The sequence below is a fragment of the Ferdinandcohnia sp. GQ5 genome, assembly GCF_059759275.1.
The window spans coordinates 1-18639 of the sequence record NZ_JCAXEW010000029.1 but is presented as its reverse complement, the minus strand read 5'-3'; the positions used below and the strand labels follow the sequence as shown (position 1 = coordinate 18639).

Below are 18639 nucleotides of genomic sequence, written 5' to 3'. Positions count from 1 at the left end.
ACCATAAAGTAAACAACGTAAAACAGTGATGTCGTGCTGTCTGCACGGTTTTTTATGTAAATCGTTCATAATGACCTTATTCTTATATAAAGAAAGCCGAAGCGAATCTGCTCCGGCGTCGTAGTTCAAGAAACTGTTTTACTGGTTTTTCCCCTTATTAGCAAGCTGTTGTTGCCCAATTTCAATTGCCCGTTTTACCATATTACCGGCATCACGTGAACGAATTGCACCCCAACCTTCATTTTTTACAGTGTCATAAAAACCAAGTTCTTTTGCTAACTCTTCTTTAAAGGTTTCCGACATAATTCCTCTACGTCTTCCCAATAACTACAACCCCTTTCTAGCTACGACAACCTTAGTATTAGAAAAACAAGGGATAATTATAGTAACAATTTATCCTATTAATTCTTTTTTAAACAAAAAACGTGGCTCTTTTTTTAGAAAAGCAAAAAGGCGCCCGCACTTCGGCAACAAGCATAAGCAAATCTCTAACAGAAGGTGTACTTTACCTTCAATAGCAATTTGCTTAGACCAAAGAGCCAATGGCGCCTAAAGCTAGACATTAAAAAAGTACCACGTTTTTAAACAAAATAAAAAGCAGCAAACACAATGTCTACTGCCCACTTATAGCAATGTTCCCAGATGTCTCATCAAAGAATGTTAATTGAACGGTTTCTGTAAGGATATCAGCATAGCTGTATGATACTCGCTCAAACGAGTTCTCGTCCTGGTCTAGTTCAATTACAAATACAGAGGGGTACGTTTCAGCGAGTACTCCCGAGCGCTCGATTGTCTTTCTACGACCACCGTTCGCCTTTAAAGTAAGCCTCTTGCCTAAATTTGTATCTAAAGACCTTTTGATATCAAGCAAAGTTTTTCCCATTTCACTCCACCTCACTATTTTAAGTATACCAAATAAATCTTAAAACGTCAAACAAAACTAAAATTATAACAATGATACAAAATACTTGTCAATATATATTTTCCTACATTTTTCTTAGTGCACAACCGATAGTATGTTCAAAAGTGTAGCTAATATGTATAAAAATCAAGATTTCTTTCATCGACATATTTTTCAATCGTTATATATGTAATAAAATACCAAAGAGAATCTCTAGCGTAACACGTTAGAGATCCCCTTCTTCTTCATCCACTAATTTTTGGTAAGGCATACCCGTGCGTAATACACCCTTCGTTTCAATCCCTCCAAGGCCCTTTTCTCCTGTTAATGTATTTCGTAGGACATCCCATACATTAATTCTTTCATCAAATGGTGTAAAACAAATCTTTGCAACGATATATACAGGGTCTAGCGCATGAATATTGACTCTTGAAGGTGAACTTGCATAATTTGCACCCGCTCTTATCAAAGACTCGAAGTGGGACTGGCATGCACCTGCAAAAATAACAAGTTGATCTAAATGCGGAACTCGTTTTCTTGCCTGTCGAACCGTTTGAGCAAAATGGCGAGAATGCCGATATGCCTTTAGTTCAGTAACCTTTCCCTTCGACTTTGAAAATGCATCATGCCCAGTTATCACAAGTATGTCAGGTCTATATTTATCAAGTAACTCATCAATCTTATCTGGCATTTCCTTTTCATGACAATGTACTCCATATACAGGAACACCTATCTTCTCATATAACGCTAGGCACTTTTTTAAGTAATTGGGGTCACCATCAATATGCAGGACTCTTCCTGGAATTTGAAAAAACTCTGTATCACTTGAATAACCACCTGTAGCAAGATATTCATTTTTTTGCCTAATTAACTGATAATCTTGTCGAAAAAGGCGATAGGAATGATCCACTTTTTCTCGATCAGTCCGCTGTCTCTTCTGTCTTTCGTTCTCATCGACTAGAACTAAATCATCGTATGGAGCATCTGCAATCAACCTTACATCTTCACCATATAAATAAACTGTTTGATCATGTGCAATTTCTGTTACTTTAAACAAAAGGTCAAAGTGATATGATTTCCTTGCAACAATATCACCAACTTTTATTTCCATCCTCAACCACTCCAACTTCGAGGTAATTTGCGCTTATGAGATACCTACTGGTTAGCCTATGCAGAATAGGCAAAAGTGGTGAGAGGAAAGAAAGTGGAACAACCTAAAAAAGACAAAGGGCTTACTATTCAGTAACGTATTCCGTTTTGAATTACTAACAGTTTAATTATCATATCCGCCCGCATTTGATTAATGTCAAATAAATTTTAATCAAAAAACTACCAGGTAATAAAGTATTGCTGACAATGGAAGGCCATTTCTGTTGGGGTGTGGTCGATGTTTGGGTTCTTCGGGCAAGGGAATGCAATATCTGCTGAGGTGCGTCCGAAGTTGAGGTATCTTCGGACTGCGCTAGGTAATTTCTGCTGGGCTGTGGCTGAAGTTTTGGTAACTTCGGACTGCACAAAGTAATTTCTGCTGGGCTGTGTCTGAAGTTGAGGCATCTTCGGACAACGCTAGGCAATTTCTGCTGAGGTGTGTCCGAAGTTTTGGTAACTTCGGACAGCTCAAGGTAACTTCTGCTGAGGTGCGTCTGAAGTTGAGGTATCTTCGGACTGCGCTAGGTAATTTCTGCTGGGCTGTGTCCGAAGTTTTGGTAACTTCGGACAGCTCAAGGTAACTTCTGCTGAGGTGCGTCTGAAGTTGAGGTATCTTCGGACTGCGCTAGGTAATTTCTGCTGGGCTGTGTCCGAAGTTGAGGTATCTTCGGACAACGCTAGGCAATTTCCACAAGGGTGTGTCTGAATTTTAGACATCTTCGGACAACAGAGGGCATAAGCTGCGCAAATGTGTCCGAAGTTGAGGTATCTTCGGACAACGCTAGACAATTTCTGCTGAGGTGCGTCCGAAGTTGAGGTATCTTCGGACAACGCCAGGCAATTTCCACAAGAGTGTGTCTGAAGTTGAGGCATCTTCGGACAACGCTAGGCAATTTTTGCTCATGTGTGTCCGAAGTTTTGGTATCTTCGGACTACGCTAAGTAATTTCTGCTGGGCTTTGTCTGAAGTTGAGGTATCTTCGGACAACGCTAGGCAATTTTTGCACAAGTGAGTCTGAAGTTTTGCTATCTTCGGACTGCACAAGGTAATTTCTTCGCGAGCGTGTCCGAAGTTTAGTCATCTTCGGACGACGCTAGGCATGATCTGCGCAGGTGTGTCCAAAGTCAAGTAACTCCATTTAATTAAAAGGTTTTGCCGTACTTCAGCAGCAACTGTTGTTCTCAAAAAAGTTAAAGCGTGAATTCGTATGTGAATTCACGCTAGAAATGTATTGTAATTTACTGTTTTGCTCCTTGAATTGGAATACGTTAACTATTCAGTAGGCCCTTTGTCTAAGTTCTTATACAATTCATTACTCAAGTGCCCGAATTCTTCGATTGATAATGTTTCTCCGCGACGTTTTGGATCGATATTTGAAGTGGCTAAACACCCTTCAATTACTTCTTTTAAAGCCTTCCCGTTTGGAAGATTTGAGGTTAAATTATTTAAGATTGTCTTTCTTCTTTGTCCAAATGAAGCACGAACCACATCAAAAAAGAAGGGTTCATTTTCAACCTTTACTGCTGGTTCCTTTCTTTTGATTAAACGAATCACGGCAGAGTCTACATTGGGTTGTGGAACAAACACGGTTCTTGGTACCGTCATGACAGTTTCAGCGGTGGTATAATACTGGATGGCAATTGATAATGAGTTATAATCCTTTGTACCGGGTACAGCTGAAATCCGATCTGCTACTTCTTTTTGCAGCATTACAACAATGCCTCTTAATGGGATGTTTTCTGTTAAAAGCTTCATAATGATAGGCGTCGTTACATAATAAGGGAGGTTGGCAACTACCATAATATCGCTAGTTCCCTGCATTTTTTCATGAATGACAGACTGCACATCTGCTTTTAATACATCTTCATGGATAATCTCAACATTTGGATATGGAGATAACGTATCTGCTAATATTGGCAAAAGTCGACCATCTATTTCAAATGCGACCACTTTTTTTGCTCGCTTAGCAAGCTGTTCAGTTAATGCTCCAATTCCTGGTCCAATTTCGATTGCTCCTGTTTCCTCTGTAATTTCAGCGTGGTCGACTATGCGGTGGAGAATATTTGTGTCAATCAAAAAGTTTTGTCCTAAGCTTTTCTTAAATGAAAACCCATGCTTTTCTAAAATTGCTCTTGTTCTTATAGGTGTGGCGATATCTTTAATCACTTTGCCTTTCCCCCTGTAGTACTTTTTCGACAGCCTCATCAAATGCCACTTTTGTGATTTGGAACATTTGCAGGCGTTTATATAGCTGTTTTCCGTTAGTATAACCAATTTTCAAAAGGACGCCTAGCTTTTCTCTTCGTTCCTTCGCCTTACTGCCTCCAATCAATCCTGCCTCTATCAGAGCGTCTAAGTCGATATCAGAGTCAAAGTCCTCCCGCTCTTGTTTAACCTCTTCTAAGGCCTTTCTAATCGCTTCTGGGGTAGCATGCTCGACCCCAATCTTTTTACCTGACTTCGCAAGTGCCTCTTTCTTTGGCAAAAAAGCATGCTTACATCCAGGAACAGCATTCGCCACAATTTTGCGGATTCTCTCCCCTGGGTAGTCTGGATCTGTAAACACGATCACTCCTCTTACTTGTTGAGCGTGTTTAATGGTTTCTAGAACATCTTGATTAACAGCTGAACCGTTTGTCTCGATTGTATCAGCATCAACCGCTCTTTTGATTGCTACGGTATCATCTTTGCCTTCCACAACAATTATTTCTTTTATTTTCATTTTTATTGAAACCTTTCTCGATTTATTTCGTCTAACATTATAGATACAAATATTACATAATTATAACAAAAAAGACATAGACATAAAAAGAAGTGTTCCAGTGCCTTGGTCAGCCCCGACAAGCACAAGACAAGTCAGCGAGAAGGTTGCTCTTTGACCTTCTTGATGGATTGGCTTGTGACCTAGAGGGCTAGGCACTGGAACCGGACATAAAAAAACAGAGGAATATTCCTCTGTTCAATGCAAGTTAATTTAGTATTTGAATTTTCACCTTTCGTTGGCCCCAACGAAAAGCTTGAGATTTTTCCGAGAAAAAAACATCAATCTTATAACCTTTAATATCGGTTCCCTTGTCAGCAGCTACTGCATAGCCATATCCTTCTACATACACTTTTGTACCTAAAGGAATGACACTAGGGTCAACCGCAATAACCTTGACATTTGGATTTGAACGAAGGTTAATTCCTGTGGCAGTTGTTCCTGAGCAACCACTACAATACGCAGTATACGCTGTAGATGAAACATAGAATTCTTTTGAAACATTAGCTTTACCACGGGAAACCTGTTGAACAATTTCACGTGTACCGACTGCTACAACTTTATCCTTACTATCTTGTAAGGTTTCTGTTTTGATAAGATCTCTTGAAACTTCTTTACCATTTTCAAGAACGACTTCGTAGTGTTTTGCAACCTTACCATCTTGGCCAGGATTTACTACCTTTTGCTTGCCCTTATCAAGGCTGTTGTCTTTTTTCTTAACAACCGCAAAGGCAACTGATTCTTCCACTACATCGGTGACTTTTTCTACTCGTACGACATTGACGACACTATTTGCTGTAATCTGTGCTTCCATTCCTGGTTCTACTCGATCCAATTCATTTAGTGTAACATTTTGACCTTTTAAAAAGTCAGCGACAGTAGTCGAAGTGGACCAAACCTTTGATTCTGTACCGCCGTCATTTAAAGTGAGTTGAAATGCTTTTTCAACTTCCACCTTCATATCTTCTTTTAACTTTGTATCTAAACTTGGATTGACTTTATCGTGTTCTGTTATTTCTACCTTAGTGTCTTTGAAAAGATCTCCCACGGTTTTGACTGTTGTCCAGACCTTTTGTGGTTGGTTATCAACTACAAGCTCAACCGGAATAGCCTCTTGCCATGTCACTTTCAAATTGTCCTTGATTGCCGTATCCATCGAAGGTGAAAGCTCGTCATGTTTCGAGACATCTATCTCTAAATCTTGTAGAACTTCTGCAACCGTGTTTGCGTGCGTCCTTATAACTTGCTCATTTCCATTTAATGATAGTGTAACTGTATCCTTTGTAGTTTCATATGTAGCATAACCTGTGCCGGCACCTACTAAGACTATAAAACTACTTATCGAGACTATTAATCTCTTTTTGTGCTTTGACTCGGAAAACAGTTTTTTCATGTTTTTAAGCAAATGAAAAACGCCTCCTTCTCTCAGTGGATTATATAAAGGATATTATATTCTGTCAACCCCACCCCTTTTTTCATTCACCGTACTAAATATTATGCAAGAAGAATTTTTAAAAAGGAAGAATTAGTTGTCGACAAAGATATATATGAGACAAAGGAGACATGTAGAACTTTTTCTAATTAACTTATTGTTGGACAAGCTATCCTATTTTTTGACAAAATTTGCTATCATTTTATGCCGAAAAATCGCTTCGCATTGTCGGATGTTATTTGGGCAATTTCCTCAAAAGTAACCCCTTTTAGTTCCGCAATTTGCTCTGCTACATATTTCACATAGCTTGGTTCATTTCGTTTTCCTCGAAAAGGATGTGGTGTTAAATAAGGGCAATCCGTTTCAATTAGTAGACGATCTAATGGAATTTCAGTTGCTACCTCTTTTGGTTTTTTTGCATTTTTAAAGGTAACGGGTCCACCAAATGAAATGTAAAAGTTCATATCCATACATTGTTTTGCAACTTCAACACTACCAGTAAAACAGTGCATAATGCCGCCGACCTCACTTGCTTTCTCTTCTTCTAGGATTTCAATAATGTCGGCAGTTGCCTCACGATTATGAATAATAATGGGTAGCTTTACCTTCTTTGCTAGTGCAATTTGCTTACGAAAGACTTCCTTTTGAATTTCTTTTGGGGACTTGTCCCAATAGTAATCAAGACCCATTTCACCTAACGCTACGACTTTTGGATGGGAACAAAGCTCCTCAATCCATTTAAGATCTTCATCTGTCATATCAATTGCATCCACTGGGTGCCACCCAACTGTTGCGTAAATAAACTCATAAGTATCCGCTAATTCTATTGCTCTTGTAATCGTTTCACGGTCAAACCCAACAACTACAATTATTTCAACACCTTCACTTTGTGCTCTTTCAATTACTTCTTCTAAATCTTCTTGATACTGTATCGCATTTAAATGAGCATGTGTATCAATTAACATAGATAAAACTCCTTTTTCAATATGTAAAAAGGACAGAAGCTATCTGTCCCCTTTTGTTATTTTACTTTAGCTCCATTTGGTAGGCTTTGATCAATCGTGGCAACTGATAGCTTCCCATCAACTGACCCTGCTAAAATCATACCTTGTGATAATTCTCCACGTAATTTTACAGGTTTAAGATTTGTTACACAAATTACCTTCTTACCTACTAATTCCTCAGGAGTATAATATTGTGCAATGCCAGAAACAACCTGACGCTTTTCAAAACCTAAGTCTAATTGAAGTTTTAATAGCTTATCAGCCTTTTTTACAGGCTCCACTTGAAGCACCTCTGCAACACGTAGTTCGACCTTCATAAAATCATCAATTGTGATTTCATCGGCTTGTTCCACTTCTTGTACAGGCTCTTCTTTTTTCGTACCACCCTGCATTTTAGCTTTTATATATTCTACTTCGTCGGCAATTTCTAATCGTGGGAAAATAGGCTCACCCTTAGTAACCTGAAGTCCTTCTGTTTTAATTCCGAACTCAGTTAGGCTTTCCCATGTTTTTAATGCTTCTTCCTTCATTCCGAGTTGTGTAAAAATCTCACCTGGAGTTTTGATTAAGAACGGCTCAAGCATAATTGCTGCAAAACGAAGCGATTCTGCTAAATGACTCATAATTGAACCTAGTTCATCCTTTTTCGCTTCATCCTTTGCAACAACCCAAGGCTGAGTTTCATCAATATACTTATTTGTTCGGCTAATGAACTGCCATAGAGCTGTAAGCGCAACAGAAAACTCCATTTTCTCCATCGCTTCTTCATATTTAGAAACAGTGTCCACCGCAAAATTCGCTAGCTGCGTATCATATTCTGAATGATTACCCTGATAAGTTGGAATGGTACCATCAAAATACCGTCCAATCATTGCAACAGTACGGTTAAGTAAGTTTCCTAAGTCATTTGCCAAGTCAAAATTGATTCGTTCTACAAAACCTTCAGGTGTAAATACACCATCAGCACCAAAAGGAACCTCACGAAGTAAATAATAACGAAGTGAGTCCAGCCCATAACGGTCAATTAATGTAACCGGGTCAACGACATTTCCTTTTGATTTCGACATTTTTCCATCTTTCATTAATAACCAACCATGGGCAAATACCTTTTTCGGTAGAGGAAGGTCTAATGCCATTAGCATAATTGGCCAGTAAATCGTATGGAAACGAACAATCTCTTTACCTACTAAATGAACATCAGCTGGCCAGTATTTTTGATATTTAGTATCATCGTCAGTACCATAACCTAATGCTGTGATATAGTTCGATAATGCATCAATCCATACATAGATAACGTGCTTTGGATCTCCTGGTACTTTAATACCCCAATCAAACGTTGTTCTTGATACAGCCAAATCCTCAAGACCAGGCTTAATAAAGTTATTAATCATTTCATTTTTACGGGACTCAGGTTGGATAAACTCCGGATTCTCTTCATAATACTGAAGCAGGCGATCTACATATTTACTCATTTTGAAGAAATAGGATTCTTCCTTTACCTTTTCAACTGGACGTCCGCAGTCAGGGCAATTTCCATCTGCTAATTGTCTTTCTGTAAAGAAAGATTCACATGGTGTACAATACCATCCTTCGTATTTGTCAAGATAGATATCGCCCTGTTTAACAAGTTGGTCAAAAATCTTTTCGACAACCTTTTTATGGCGATCTTCTGTAGTACGAATAAAATCATCATAAGAAATCTCAAGTTTTTGCCATAATTCTTGGATACCTGACACAATCTCATCAACATACGCTTGTGGTGTAACACCTTTTTCAGCTGCAGAACGTTGGATTTTTTGACCGTGCTCGTCAGTTCCTGTTAAAAACATGACATCATATCCACGTAGTCTTTTATATCTAGCCATAGCATCTGCCGCTACAGTTGTATATGCGTGACCAATATGTAATTTTCCACTTGGATAATAAATGGGTGTAGTTAAATAAAATGTTTTATTTTCTTGTGCCATTGTTAAACCTCCTCTTATCAAGTACACGTGTAGACATACTATTCATCTATTCCTATTATATCTTCAAAATATACCTAAAGCACGAGAAAAGCGCAAGCGCCTGTAGCCCCTGCCCCTTGAAGAAAAAAGAAATGCCAAATTTCTGTATCAAAATAGAATATGCAAGCGAATGAAATAGGAAACGATTCGACAAATACGAAATAGAACCTTTTTTCGACAAAAATAACGTGAATCTTGTCGAATTTAGTCGAATCGAATTACCATTTTTCCCTTTATTATAGTACAGTATTTATTCATAAAAAAGTAGATTAATAAGATTGGCATTTCTATAAAAGCTTGATGTTATAGGACACATGTACCATTATTATACATATTTTAAAAGAATTGTAGTTAAAAGTGATTGACGTTAAATGGAAATCTTGATATTATTATCTAGAAATCAATTTGTCGAAAATTGACGATATAGAGAGATAAATAAATAAAAATATTGAGAGGAGAAAAAAGAAATGAAATCTACAGGTATTGTTCGTAAAGTTGATGAATTAGGTCGTGTGGTTATTCCTATCGAACTTCGTCGTACATTAGACATCGCAGAAAAAGATGCGTTAGAAATTTATGTTGACGATGACAGAATTATCTTAAAGAAATACAAGCCCAATATGACTTGTCAAGTAACTGGTGAAATTTCAGATGATAATTTTACACTTGCTAATGGCAAGATTGTTCTTAGCCGTGAAGGTGCAGAACAAATTCTTAAAGAGCTTCAAAACAATCTAACAGTTGTAAAATAATAAATGATAGACGAAAAGCTTCTCGTATTGAGAAGCTTTTTTCTATTCTATAGACCATGGTATTCTTGATAAATTTCTCTCTTTTGCTGATTTCGATCTTTTGCAACTTGTTTAATCGCTTCTTTTGTTGTCATTGACTCAGTCTCAACATAATGATTGACATGATGTTCGACTGATAGCTCTTCCCACCAAGCATCCAAAGCCTCTTCTTCACCTTGCTGTGCTCCTTCTACAACAAGACAAAACTCACCGCGAACGGTATCCTCTTCTGACCAGGTAAGAATTTCGTCTAAATCACCACGAATAAACTCCTCAAATTTCTTGGTTAATTCACGAGAAACTGTTACTTTACGATTTCCAAGTATCTCCCTCATAATCTTTAGTGTTTCTTTTAATCGATGTGGAGCTTCATAAAAAAGCAGTGTCGCTTGAATATGTACGATACTCTCCAGTTGCTTTCGTTTCATCTTCTTATTACGGTCTAAAAAACCATAAAAATAAAAGGGTTGTGTACCAAGTCCCGAGGCTATCAGTGATGTTAATGCCGCATTTGCACCAGGTAAAGGAACAACATACATCTTCTCCTTAACAGCTTCAACAACTAGTTCATAGCCCGGGTCAGAAATTGTCGGCATCCCGGCATCACTTACAATCGCCACATCTTTGCCATCACGCAAGAAGGAAAGAATCTTTTCACCACTCACCTTTTTATTATGTTCATGATAACTGATAACTGGTGTTTCAATCTCAAAGTGATTGCAAAGTTTTCTAGTTTGCCTTGTATCCTCTGCCGCAATAACTGCTGATTCTTTCAACGTTTTAATCGCCCTAAAAGTCATATCTTCCAAGTTCCCAATCGGGGTCGGAACGAGATATAAAGTTCCATATTCATAATTTGGTTGAAAGCTCTTTTGCTGCCACATATCGCTCCCCACTTTCCATTGCAAGCAACCGTTCTTTCTCAGGCCGCTTCAGTCGTTTAAATCTATATTCAGCACGCATTGCTTCTTCCTTCGTTTCAAATTCCTGAGAAAATAATAGGGTAATGGGACCTCTTCCTCTTGTATATTTGGCCCCTTTACCTTCGTTGTGCTTTTTTAAACGTTCCTCAACATCTGTTGTATAACCTGCATAGAAGCTTCCATCCTTGCACTCGACGACATAGAAATAATGATTATTCGTCCCCATAGAGAATCTTCCTTAGCTCTTTTGTATACTCATTCTGTTCATCGTATACATATAGAGGCGGTAAAATTTTTAGGTCAGCTTTTCCGAACTTAATCCCTTCAACCAAGATCGTATTTGCTTCTTTACCAAGTCTCGGATAAACAAATTGCAAGCGCTTTGGCTCGATTCGGTATTGTCTCATTAAGGTGAGAATATCCATTAATCTACCTGGTCGATGGACGAATGCAACCTTACCTCCTTGCTTAACCAATTCGCTACTAACACGAACGACATCCTCTAATGTGCAATAAATTTCATGGCGAGCAATCTTAAGGTATTCATTTTGATTCATTTCATCCGCCTTTGGTGTTGGAAAATAAGGCGGGTTGCAGGTTACCACATCGAACTTACCACGACCTAGCTGATTAGGCATGTCCTTAATGTCACCGTGAATAACCGATAGTTGAGTAGAAAGCTTATTGTATTCAATATTTCTTTTGGCCATGTCATATATACGCTTTTGAATTTCAACACCTGTAACTTCTGCTTTTGATCGTCTACTGAGAAGTAGTGGAATAACTCCATTGCCTGTACATAAGTCAATGATTTTTCCTTTTTGAATTGGAACATACACAAATCGCGCCAGAAGTACTGTATCCAATGAAAAAGCAAATACAGAGGGGCTTTGGATGATTCTCAAGTTTTCCGCTAATAAATGATCTAAGCGCTCATCGTCATATAATTGAACCATTGCATTCTGTTTCCTTCCCTATGATTATCTATCTACTATTATAAACGTATTGTTTAAAAATGAAAAAGCCCTCTCCTATTTAGGAAAGGACCTACTTCTTATTTAAAAAGGAGAGACAAAATAAACAGTCACCCTCAGTACGGACACTTCCATAATGAACATTACAAATATGGAAACCTTCCTGATAAAGTCTTGCTAAGTTATCATATCCCTCACCAATATCAACCTGCTTTGCTTCTTGTAAAGCTTTGTCAGCTTTTTCTTCTTTTTTCTTTGAAATGGATTGATCAAGTCGACGACGTAAAAGATCATTCTCCATTTTTAAATTATGATTCTCTTCAAGTAATTGCCCAAGATGTTCTTTCAATTCTCCTAGTTGAGTATACAGATTACCAATTTGTTTCTCCATACTACTAACAGATTCAAAAATATCTTTTTTGTCCACGCATTCCACCTCGTTATTCTGTGGCTTGAATCGAAATCGCTCCTTCTTTTAGTAGTTCCTCCCACGTATATTCAACAACACGTTCACGACCTACTAATTCCAGCTGTAGTACTCGTTCCAAAATATTGAGCCCGACAACCTTCGCTTTACCACTAGTTGTTTCAATCATCTCACCAAGGTCTGGAAGCTGTTCTTTTGCACTTTCATACTCATCGTTCTCGTATTTTAAACAGCACATTAATCGACCGCACAAACCTGATATTTTAGTAGGGTTCAGCGACAGATTTTGGTCTTTCGCCATTTTAATTGAAACAGGCTCAAAATCCCCTAAGAAGGTCGAGCAACAAAGCATTCTTCCGCATGGACCAATTCCACCAAGCATCTTGGCTTCATCACGTACCCCTATTTGCCTTAATTCGATTCTCGTACGGAAGATTGCCGCTAAATCTTTCACTAACTCCCGGAAATCAACTCGTCCATCTGCTGTGAAATAGAAGATCACTTTATTTCTATCAAACGTATATTCAACATCAACAAGCTTCATATCAAGGCTGTGTTCAACTACCTTTCCTTGACACACATTATACGCCTCTGTTGCTGCTTGCTTATTTTCCTCTACAATTAATTTATCCTTAGAATCCGCAATACGGATGACCTTTTTTAATGGAAGTACGATGTCATTTTCATCGACTTGTTTTTTATTTATGACAACTTTGCCAAACTCAATTCCTCTGACCGTTTCTACAATCACGTATTCACCGTCAGGGATTGTAAAACCGTTTGGGTCAAAGTAATATATTTTTCCCGCTTTTTTAAAGCGTACACCAACTACATCATACAAGCTTATATCCCTCCTGTAACTTTATTACCAATTGTTCCATTAATAAATGTGGGTTCATGTTGGTGTATAGACGACGCTTCGCCTCTAAAACCGTTGCTATCTGATCACTTACACGTCTAGTAGACGTCTGGAGTGCGTATTGTTTAAAGCTAGTAATCTGGTCATGAAAGATAAGCTTCTCTTCATCACCCAACTGTATATATAATAAATCTTTATAAATTAGCAATAATATATCTAAACCAAAGCTTAGCTGCTCTTTCTCTTTAAAGTGAGGTAACCATTGGTCCTGCAATAAAAAGAAAGCATGGGTTGGCCTTGTATTGATTACTTCATATAATTGTAACACTATTGAACGGGACTGTCCAAACCAAGCATCCGTGCTTAACTCACGTGCTTCTTCCAAATTATTCGTTGTATGAGCAACAAGGGTAGCCATAGTAGGAGAGATCCCTTCATCAATGAGTCGCTCAGAAATCACCTTTGGAGCAAGAGGCCGAAATGATAATATCTGGCATCTAGATAGAATCGTATTCAAAATTCGATGGATTTGCTCGGTTAGCAAAATGGCCACTGTTTGACTTGTCGGCTCTTCAAGGAATTTTAGCAAACTATTTGCAGCATTTGTTGTCATTTTATCAGCATGGTTAATTACATAAACTTTACGGTTTGATTCCACACCCGTTTTTGAAAACTCCTCTTGCAACGCTTGAATTTGCCACTTTTTAATTGATAGACCATCTGGCTCGATGACATGAACATCGGGATGGTTGCCCGATGAAATTCTACGGCAATTTGTACATTCATTACAAGGTTTGTACTCAACAGGATGCTGACAGAAAAGACTTTTTGCCAAAAGAAAGCCGACTTCCTTTTTACCTGTACCTCGGCTCCCCTCAAATAAATAAGCATGGGCCACTCTGTTCTTCTTGAGACTATTTTCAACCATCTTTAAGACTAGTGGCTGATATTCCTGAAGTTGTTCCCATGTTTTTTCCATCATACATCACTCTTTCAATTACGTATACAAGTTGATTAATAATCCCTTTATAAATCCAACTTTTCCCAGAATGTCGATTGATCCTCTCTCCTGGTCAACCATTTGTTCCGTTAAATCCAATAGTTCCTTATCAATTTCCTCAACAAGTTTATGCGTTCTCCCTTGTCCATTAAAATTCCAACTATGGGATTGCTTTATATCCATTCCATATTCAACTGCCTCATGGATAAAACGCTTTACAAGAGATTTATAGGAAGCCAAATCCTGAAAGGTTTGAGAGCGAGAGAGCCGTTCTCCCGCCATGTCAATTTGAGAAAGGAGCTTCGTCAATTGCTCCATTTGAAGTTTATTACCTTCTTGTTGGACAAATTTACTAAAGTTCACATTTCCCGAAACCTTATTGGATTGGTTTGGATGATTTTTATCCATGTTTACACGATAATCCTGGTTTATTTTCATGAACTGAAATACACCTACTTAAAATTGGTGAAATTCATCAATCGGCAACACAAATACTGTTGCTCCACCTACCTCGACTTTCACAGGAAACGGAACAAAGGAATCTGCATTTCCACCCATTGGTGAAACAGGGGCAATCATTTGCTCCCGATGTTTGCAATTATCCTTAATAATATCTAATAATTTATTTACACGGATGTCCTCCGTTCCCACAAGGAACGTAGTATTACCTGATTTTAGAAAACCACCTGTTGTAGCAAGCTTTGTTGCTCGGAAATTATGTTCGACTAATGCTTGTGACAAACGGTTGCTGTCTTTATCCTGCACAACTGCAACGACTAGCTTCATCGTTTAGCCTCCCTTTATTTTATCACTTTTACTTGTTCCTTCATATTACGAAATTTGGTAACTATTTGTGCGAATATCCATGTTGTCTTTATTCTATAACAAGTATAGCCAGAACGAAAACAAAAACCTCAAAAGTCATCAGACTTTTGAGGCAATTCATAGCATTACTTGTAATTCAAATGCTTTTCAATAATTTCAAATGCTTCCCTTGACACAACATCAATTGAATTCTCAGCATTAATGGTAGAAAAGCGGTCCTTAAAACGGGCTGCAACCTTTAAATAACCATCATAAACCTTTTGGTGGAAGGAAAGATTCTCAAGGTCAAGCCGATTAACTTCCCTTTCATCATTCTTTCCAATTCTTGTTAACCCTTTTTCAGGTTTTATATCAAAGAAAAGAGTTAATGACGGCATCAACCCATTAATAGCAAATTCATTAATAGATAAAACTTCATCGATTCCAAGACCTCGTGCATACCCTTGATAAGCTAGTGAACTATCCACAAAGCGGTCACATAAAACAATTTTTCCTTGTTCTAATGCAGGAATGACCTTCTCCACTAAATGTTGGCGACGCGAAGCTGCATATAAAAGTGCCTCTGTGCGTCCATCCATTTTTGTATTATTTTTGTCTAATATAACGGAACGGATTTGCTCTGCTATATCAATTCCACCTGGTTCTCTAGTAGAAATAACATCATACCCTTTTCGAGTAAACTCCTCCTGGAGGATTCCTAATACAGTTGTCTTACCTGCACCCTCAGGCCCTTCAAACGTAATAAAATAACCTGCCACTTCTATTCAAGCCCCTTACATATCTAATATCTTTATATATTTTTCTTTCATATCTCCACCTTGGAAATGTGAACCAGCCTCAATATAGGTATTTAGGATTTCAATGTGACGATGAGTGATACGTTCACCTTCCATAAGGACTGGTATTCCAGGTGGATACGGTATAATCATTTCTCCGGAAATGTTTCCATGTGCATCTTGAAAGGAAACAACCTTTTTATTGTACCCTTTAATTTCATTATAGCAAAGGGCAAGGGTAGAAATTGTCTCCGTTTCATGATGTAAGTCGATAAAGTTCCTTTTAATCGTTGGATACGTCTGTACAGCATTTCTTATTTTTAAGATGGCACCTTCTGCATCAAATGCCTCTGATAATGGCAACACAAGCAAGACATTGTTTGGGTCAGCCATTTCCGTAAAGAGGCCTTCTTCTTCAAAAGCACTTTGTAGTTCATATCCATTAAGCTCACATTGAGATCGCAGTGTTAGCTTTAACAAATCTGTTTCGACATCTGGATTGGCTGAAGTCACGACTTTTATTTGCAGAATCTCCTCTAGCCTTTGACTGAACGCTTTGATTTGTTTAATGTTCTTATTCGAACCATTCTTTTTTTGTAATGCAAGATAATGCCTCGCAAGATCGAGCGATGCCATAATTGGATAAGATGGGCTGCTCGACTGCAATAGTTGAAGATACGTTTCTACCTCTCCATGATTAATCATCTCACTATTCACGTGTAGGTAAGATCCCATTGTCATCGCCGGAAGAGTCTTGTGTGCCGAATGCACCACGATGTCAGCGCCTAAAGTTATTGCCGATGATGGAAACCCTTCTAACAAAAAATGAGCACCATGTGCCTCATCAATCAGAACTACCGCCCCTTTTTCGTGGGCAAAACAAATAATCTGAGATAGTTCAAATTGATTCACCATTCCATAATAATTAGGACTGGTTAAAATAACAGCTTTTATATTCGGAAACCTTCTAAATGCTTCTTTTACCGTATTAAAGGAAATAAATGAGGCAACTTGAACTTCATCGTCATATGTAGGATGAGCAAAAACAGGCTGAACTCCTGCCATTTTTAGGCCGTTCAAAATGGACTTATGTGAATTTCTTTGAACTAATACAGTATCCTTGGGTGAACATGCTGCAAGGATCATTGCTAGATTTCCTACGGTAGAACCATTTACTAAAAAATAGCTTTTCTCCACTCCATATAAATCAGCTAATAAAGCTTCACTTTCTAAAATGGCACCTTCCGGATGATGTAGGTCATCAAGCCCTGTTAGTTCTGTCGCATCAATTTCTAACACTTTATGAAAATAGGAATATCCCTTATTCGTGAATACTTGTCCATATTTATGTCCTGGAACATGCATCGATTGAGGCTTTCTTCTCGCATGGCGATCTAAGGCATCAAACAATGGTGTTTGTTGTTGATTCATAATTATTGAGACCTTTCTTATGTAATTTACTTATTATAAAACAAAAAAGGGACCTATACCACTAGGTCCTAAGCAAGAACTTGGGATTGCACCTAACGCAAAAGCCAATTCCAAGTTATCTGTTGTCATTACATGTGCCTAGCAAATTAGTTCTCACCTATTTTACAAGCTTGCAAGACACATTAAAACTATGAATATATCTCAGGTGTCGAAACCTTTTTTAGCCGGTCTAAGTAAAATTGATACTTTGGATCATTTGTTTCCGTACGAATAATGTCTTGCTCGCAATCCAAACAAATGAATCTTGTATAAAGGTGTATGCCTCTCTTTTTCTCTTGCTCACATATAATACACGTTTCCCCATAATGCTTCCTATTTTCGAGTGTACTCACTGCCTCCACCTCCATACTTCCTATTTTGTCCGGATGTACTAAAATGTATACACAATTATAAAAATAACGAACAGTTACAATTTAATTTATTTAGTAATCTATGAAGAAAGGCAGCTAGTTTGTGTATGTCTTAGTTTAAAAAATTTGAATTGCATTCTAAAAATGAGTTCTCCACTGACCCTGTTGAAATCCTATAAGAACGCGGTACGGATCAGTCCTTGGCTCATTTTCAGTATTTGTGGTTTAGGAACTCCTCATATTGACATTTACAATTATCATTACAATACTTACTGGTATGCATTTAACTAATTTTTTACAATTACGAACTTATTTTTCATGTTTGCTGGTTTGGATTTACCTAATTTTATCCAGTTGCGTACCTCTTTCTGGTGTCTGCTAGTTCGACTTCTCCTAATTTCGCCCAGTTGTGTACCTCTTTCTGTACATTTCTACTTTAAAACTGGCACGCATCAACCGCAAAACAAAAAAAGACCAACCGTAATGGTTGATCTTTCGTTTGCCTAGCGACGTCCTACTCTCACAGGGACAAAGTCCCAACTACCATCGGCGCAAGAGCTTAACTTCCGTGTTCGGTGGTCGGCTGCCGATGAGCGGCAGATTTCTGCGTCAGCTGCGCTCACTCCAATCCTCATGTACATAGTACATTCCGGTTGCCGCTCCCTTGCTTCCTTGAACTCTTTGCTCCTCGAAACCCGACCTATTCTATTTTTTATTCTTATTCCCGTCAAAAGCGTCTTTAACACCATAAAACCTTTCGGTTTTGAAAAAAAAAGACCAACCATAACGGCTGATCTTTAGGTGCCTAGCGACGTCCTACTCTCACAGGGACAAAGTCCCAACTACCATCGGCGCTGAAGAGCTTAACTTCCGTGTTCGGTATGGGGAACGGGTGTGACCTCTTCGCTATCGCCACTAGACTATATGAAGGATTCATTCCTTCAAAACTAGATAACGTACGTGCATTCAT

Annotated in this window: 20 protein-coding genes and 1 rRNA gene; 1 reads left to right on the top strand and 20 read right to left on the bottom strand. The window is 38.2% G+C overall.

Going from position 1 to position 18639, the window contains the following annotated elements:
• Nucleotides 1–138: 138 nt before the first annotated feature.
• The 8 genes from AC6CHV_RS24575 to metG form a co-directional block, all read right to left on the bottom strand.
• The gene (locus tag AC6CHV_RS24575; RefSeq protein WP_121449310.1) at nt 139–324 is read right to left on the bottom strand and encodes a small, acid-soluble spore protein, alpha/beta type; all 186 of its coding nucleotides are present in this window, start codon (nt 322–324) and stop codon (nt 139–141) included.
• 289 nt (nt 325–613) lie between these two features.
• Nucleotides 614–883: a biofilm formation stimulator Veg gene (veg, locus tag AC6CHV_RS24570; protein ID WP_077620147.1), complete on the bottom strand. Its 270-nt coding sequence runs from the start codon at nt 881–883 to the stop codon at nt 614–616.
• 244 nt (nt 884–1127) lie between these two features.
• Entirely contained in the window at nt 1128–2012 is an 885-nt protein-coding gene (yabG, locus tag AC6CHV_RS24565) for a sporulation peptidase YabG (protein ID WP_341329575.1), read from the bottom strand.
• A 1310-nt stretch (nt 2013–3322) separates the two neighbouring features.
• The gene (gene rsmA / locus AC6CHV_RS24560; RefSeq protein ID WP_440273524.1) at nt 3323–4255 is read right to left on the bottom strand and encodes a 16S rRNA (adenine(1518)-N(6)/adenine(1519)-N(6))-dimethyltransferase RsmA; all 933 of its coding nucleotides are present in this window, start codon (nt 4253–4255) and stop codon (nt 3323–3325) included.
• Nucleotides 4209–4772, bottom strand: coding sequence for a ribonuclease M5 (gene rnmV, locus AC6CHV_RS24555; RefSeq protein WP_341329573.1), 564 nt, complete (start codon nt 4770–4772; stop codon nt 4209–4211). Before rnmV ends, rsmA begins: the two co-directional genes overlap by 47 nt.
• A 247-nt stretch (nt 4773–5019) precedes the next feature.
• Nucleotides 5020–6216 (bottom strand): ubiquitin-like domain-containing protein, encoded by a 1197-nt coding sequence (locus AC6CHV_RS24550; protein WP_498079870.1) that lies wholly within the window; start codon nt 6214–6216, stop codon nt 5020–5022.
• Between the two features lie 224 nt (nt 6217–6440).
• Nucleotides 6441–7208, bottom strand: a complete 768-nt coding sequence (locus AC6CHV_RS24545) for a YchF/TatD family DNA exonuclease (RefSeq protein ID WP_498079869.1) — start codon at nt 7206–7208, stop codon at nt 6441–6443.
• A gap of 56 nt (nt 7209–7264) precedes the next feature.
• On the bottom strand, nt 7265–9214 hold the full coding sequence (gene metG, locus AC6CHV_RS24540) for a methionine--tRNA ligase (RefSeq protein ID WP_341329570.1): 1950 nt from the start codon (nt 9212–9214) through the stop codon (nt 7265–7267).
• 506 nt (nt 9215–9720) lie between these two features.
• Between metG and abrB the strand changes: the two genes are divergently transcribed.
• Complete coding sequence (gene abrB, locus AC6CHV_RS24535; RefSeq protein ID WP_121449317.1) at nt 9721–10005, top strand: transition state genes transcriptional regulator AbrB; 285 nt, start codon at nt 9721–9723, stop codon at nt 10003–10005.
• A 47-nt stretch (nt 10006–10052) separates the two neighbouring features.
• On the opposite strand, the gene rsmI is transcribed toward abrB, so the two are convergent.
• The 12 genes from rsmI to rrf all read right to left on the bottom strand — a co-directional run bounded on the left by rsmI (nt 10053) and on the right by rrf (nt 18589).
• Entirely contained in the window at nt 10053–10928 is an 876-nt protein-coding gene (gene rsmI / locus AC6CHV_RS24530; RefSeq protein WP_498079868.1) for a 16S rRNA (cytidine(1402)-2'-O)-methyltransferase, read from the bottom strand.
• Nucleotides 10894–11193, bottom strand: coding sequence for a GIY-YIG nuclease family protein (locus AC6CHV_RS24525; RefSeq protein WP_121449319.1), 300 nt, complete (start codon nt 11191–11193; stop codon nt 10894–10896). The genes rsmI and AC6CHV_RS24525 overlap by 35 nt, the downstream gene beginning before the upstream one ends.
• Nucleotides 11180–11923 (bottom strand): methyltransferase, encoded by a 744-nt coding sequence (locus AC6CHV_RS24520; protein ID WP_498079867.1) that lies wholly within the window; start codon nt 11921–11923, stop codon nt 11180–11182. The genes AC6CHV_RS24525 and AC6CHV_RS24520 overlap by 14 nt, the downstream gene beginning before the upstream one ends.
• A 91-nt stretch (nt 11924–12014) precedes the next feature.
• Complete coding sequence (gene yabA / locus AC6CHV_RS24515; RefSeq protein ID WP_099353535.1) at nt 12015–12368, bottom strand: DNA replication initiation control protein YabA; 354 nt, start codon at nt 12366–12368, stop codon at nt 12015–12017.
• Between the two features lie 13 nt (nt 12369–12381).
• Nucleotides 12382–13209 carry a competence/sporulation regulator complex protein RicT gene (ricT, locus tag AC6CHV_RS24510; RefSeq protein WP_099353536.1) on the bottom strand — a complete coding sequence of 276 codons (828 nt, stop codon included), beginning with the start codon at nt 13207–13209 and terminating at the stop codon, nt 12382–12384.
• Nucleotides 13202–14206 (bottom strand): DNA polymerase III subunit delta', encoded by a 1005-nt coding sequence (holB, locus tag AC6CHV_RS24505; RefSeq protein ID WP_341329567.1) that lies wholly within the window; start codon nt 14204–14206, stop codon nt 13202–13204. The genes ricT and holB overlap by 8 nt, the downstream gene beginning before the upstream one ends.
• Nucleotides 14207–14224: 18 nt before the next feature.
• A complete protein-coding gene (locus tag AC6CHV_RS24500; protein WP_498079866.1) occupies nt 14225–14665 on the bottom strand; it encodes a DUF327 family protein in 441 nt (146 codons plus the stop codon).
• 18 nt (nt 14666–14683) lie between these two features.
• Nucleotides 14684–15013, bottom strand: coding sequence for a cyclic di-AMP receptor DarA (gene darA, locus AC6CHV_RS24495; protein WP_077620134.1), 330 nt, complete (start codon nt 15011–15013; stop codon nt 14684–14686).
• Nucleotides 15014–15177: 164 nt separating this feature from the next.
• Nucleotides 15178–15810 carry a dTMP kinase gene (gene tmk / locus AC6CHV_RS24490; protein ID WP_341329565.1) on the bottom strand — a complete coding sequence of 211 codons (633 nt, stop codon included), beginning with the start codon at nt 15808–15810 and terminating at the stop codon, nt 15178–15180.
• Nucleotides 15811–15825: 15 nt separating this feature from the next.
• Nucleotides 15826–17259: an aminotransferase class I/II-fold pyridoxal phosphate-dependent enzyme gene (locus AC6CHV_RS24485; RefSeq protein ID WP_498079865.1), complete on the bottom strand. Its 1434-nt coding sequence runs from the start codon at nt 17257–17259 to the stop codon at nt 15826–15828.
• 188 nt (nt 17260–17447) lie between these two features.
• On the bottom strand, nt 17448–17666 hold the full coding sequence (locus AC6CHV_RS24480) for a sigma factor G inhibitor Gin (RefSeq protein WP_207900039.1): 219 nt from the start codon (nt 17664–17666) through the stop codon (nt 17448–17450).
• Nucleotides 17667–18472: 806 nt separating this feature from the next.
• Nucleotides 18473–18589: ribosomal RNA gene (rrf, locus tag AC6CHV_RS24475) — 5S ribosomal RNA — on the bottom strand.
• Nucleotides 18590–18639 lie beyond the last annotated feature (50 nt).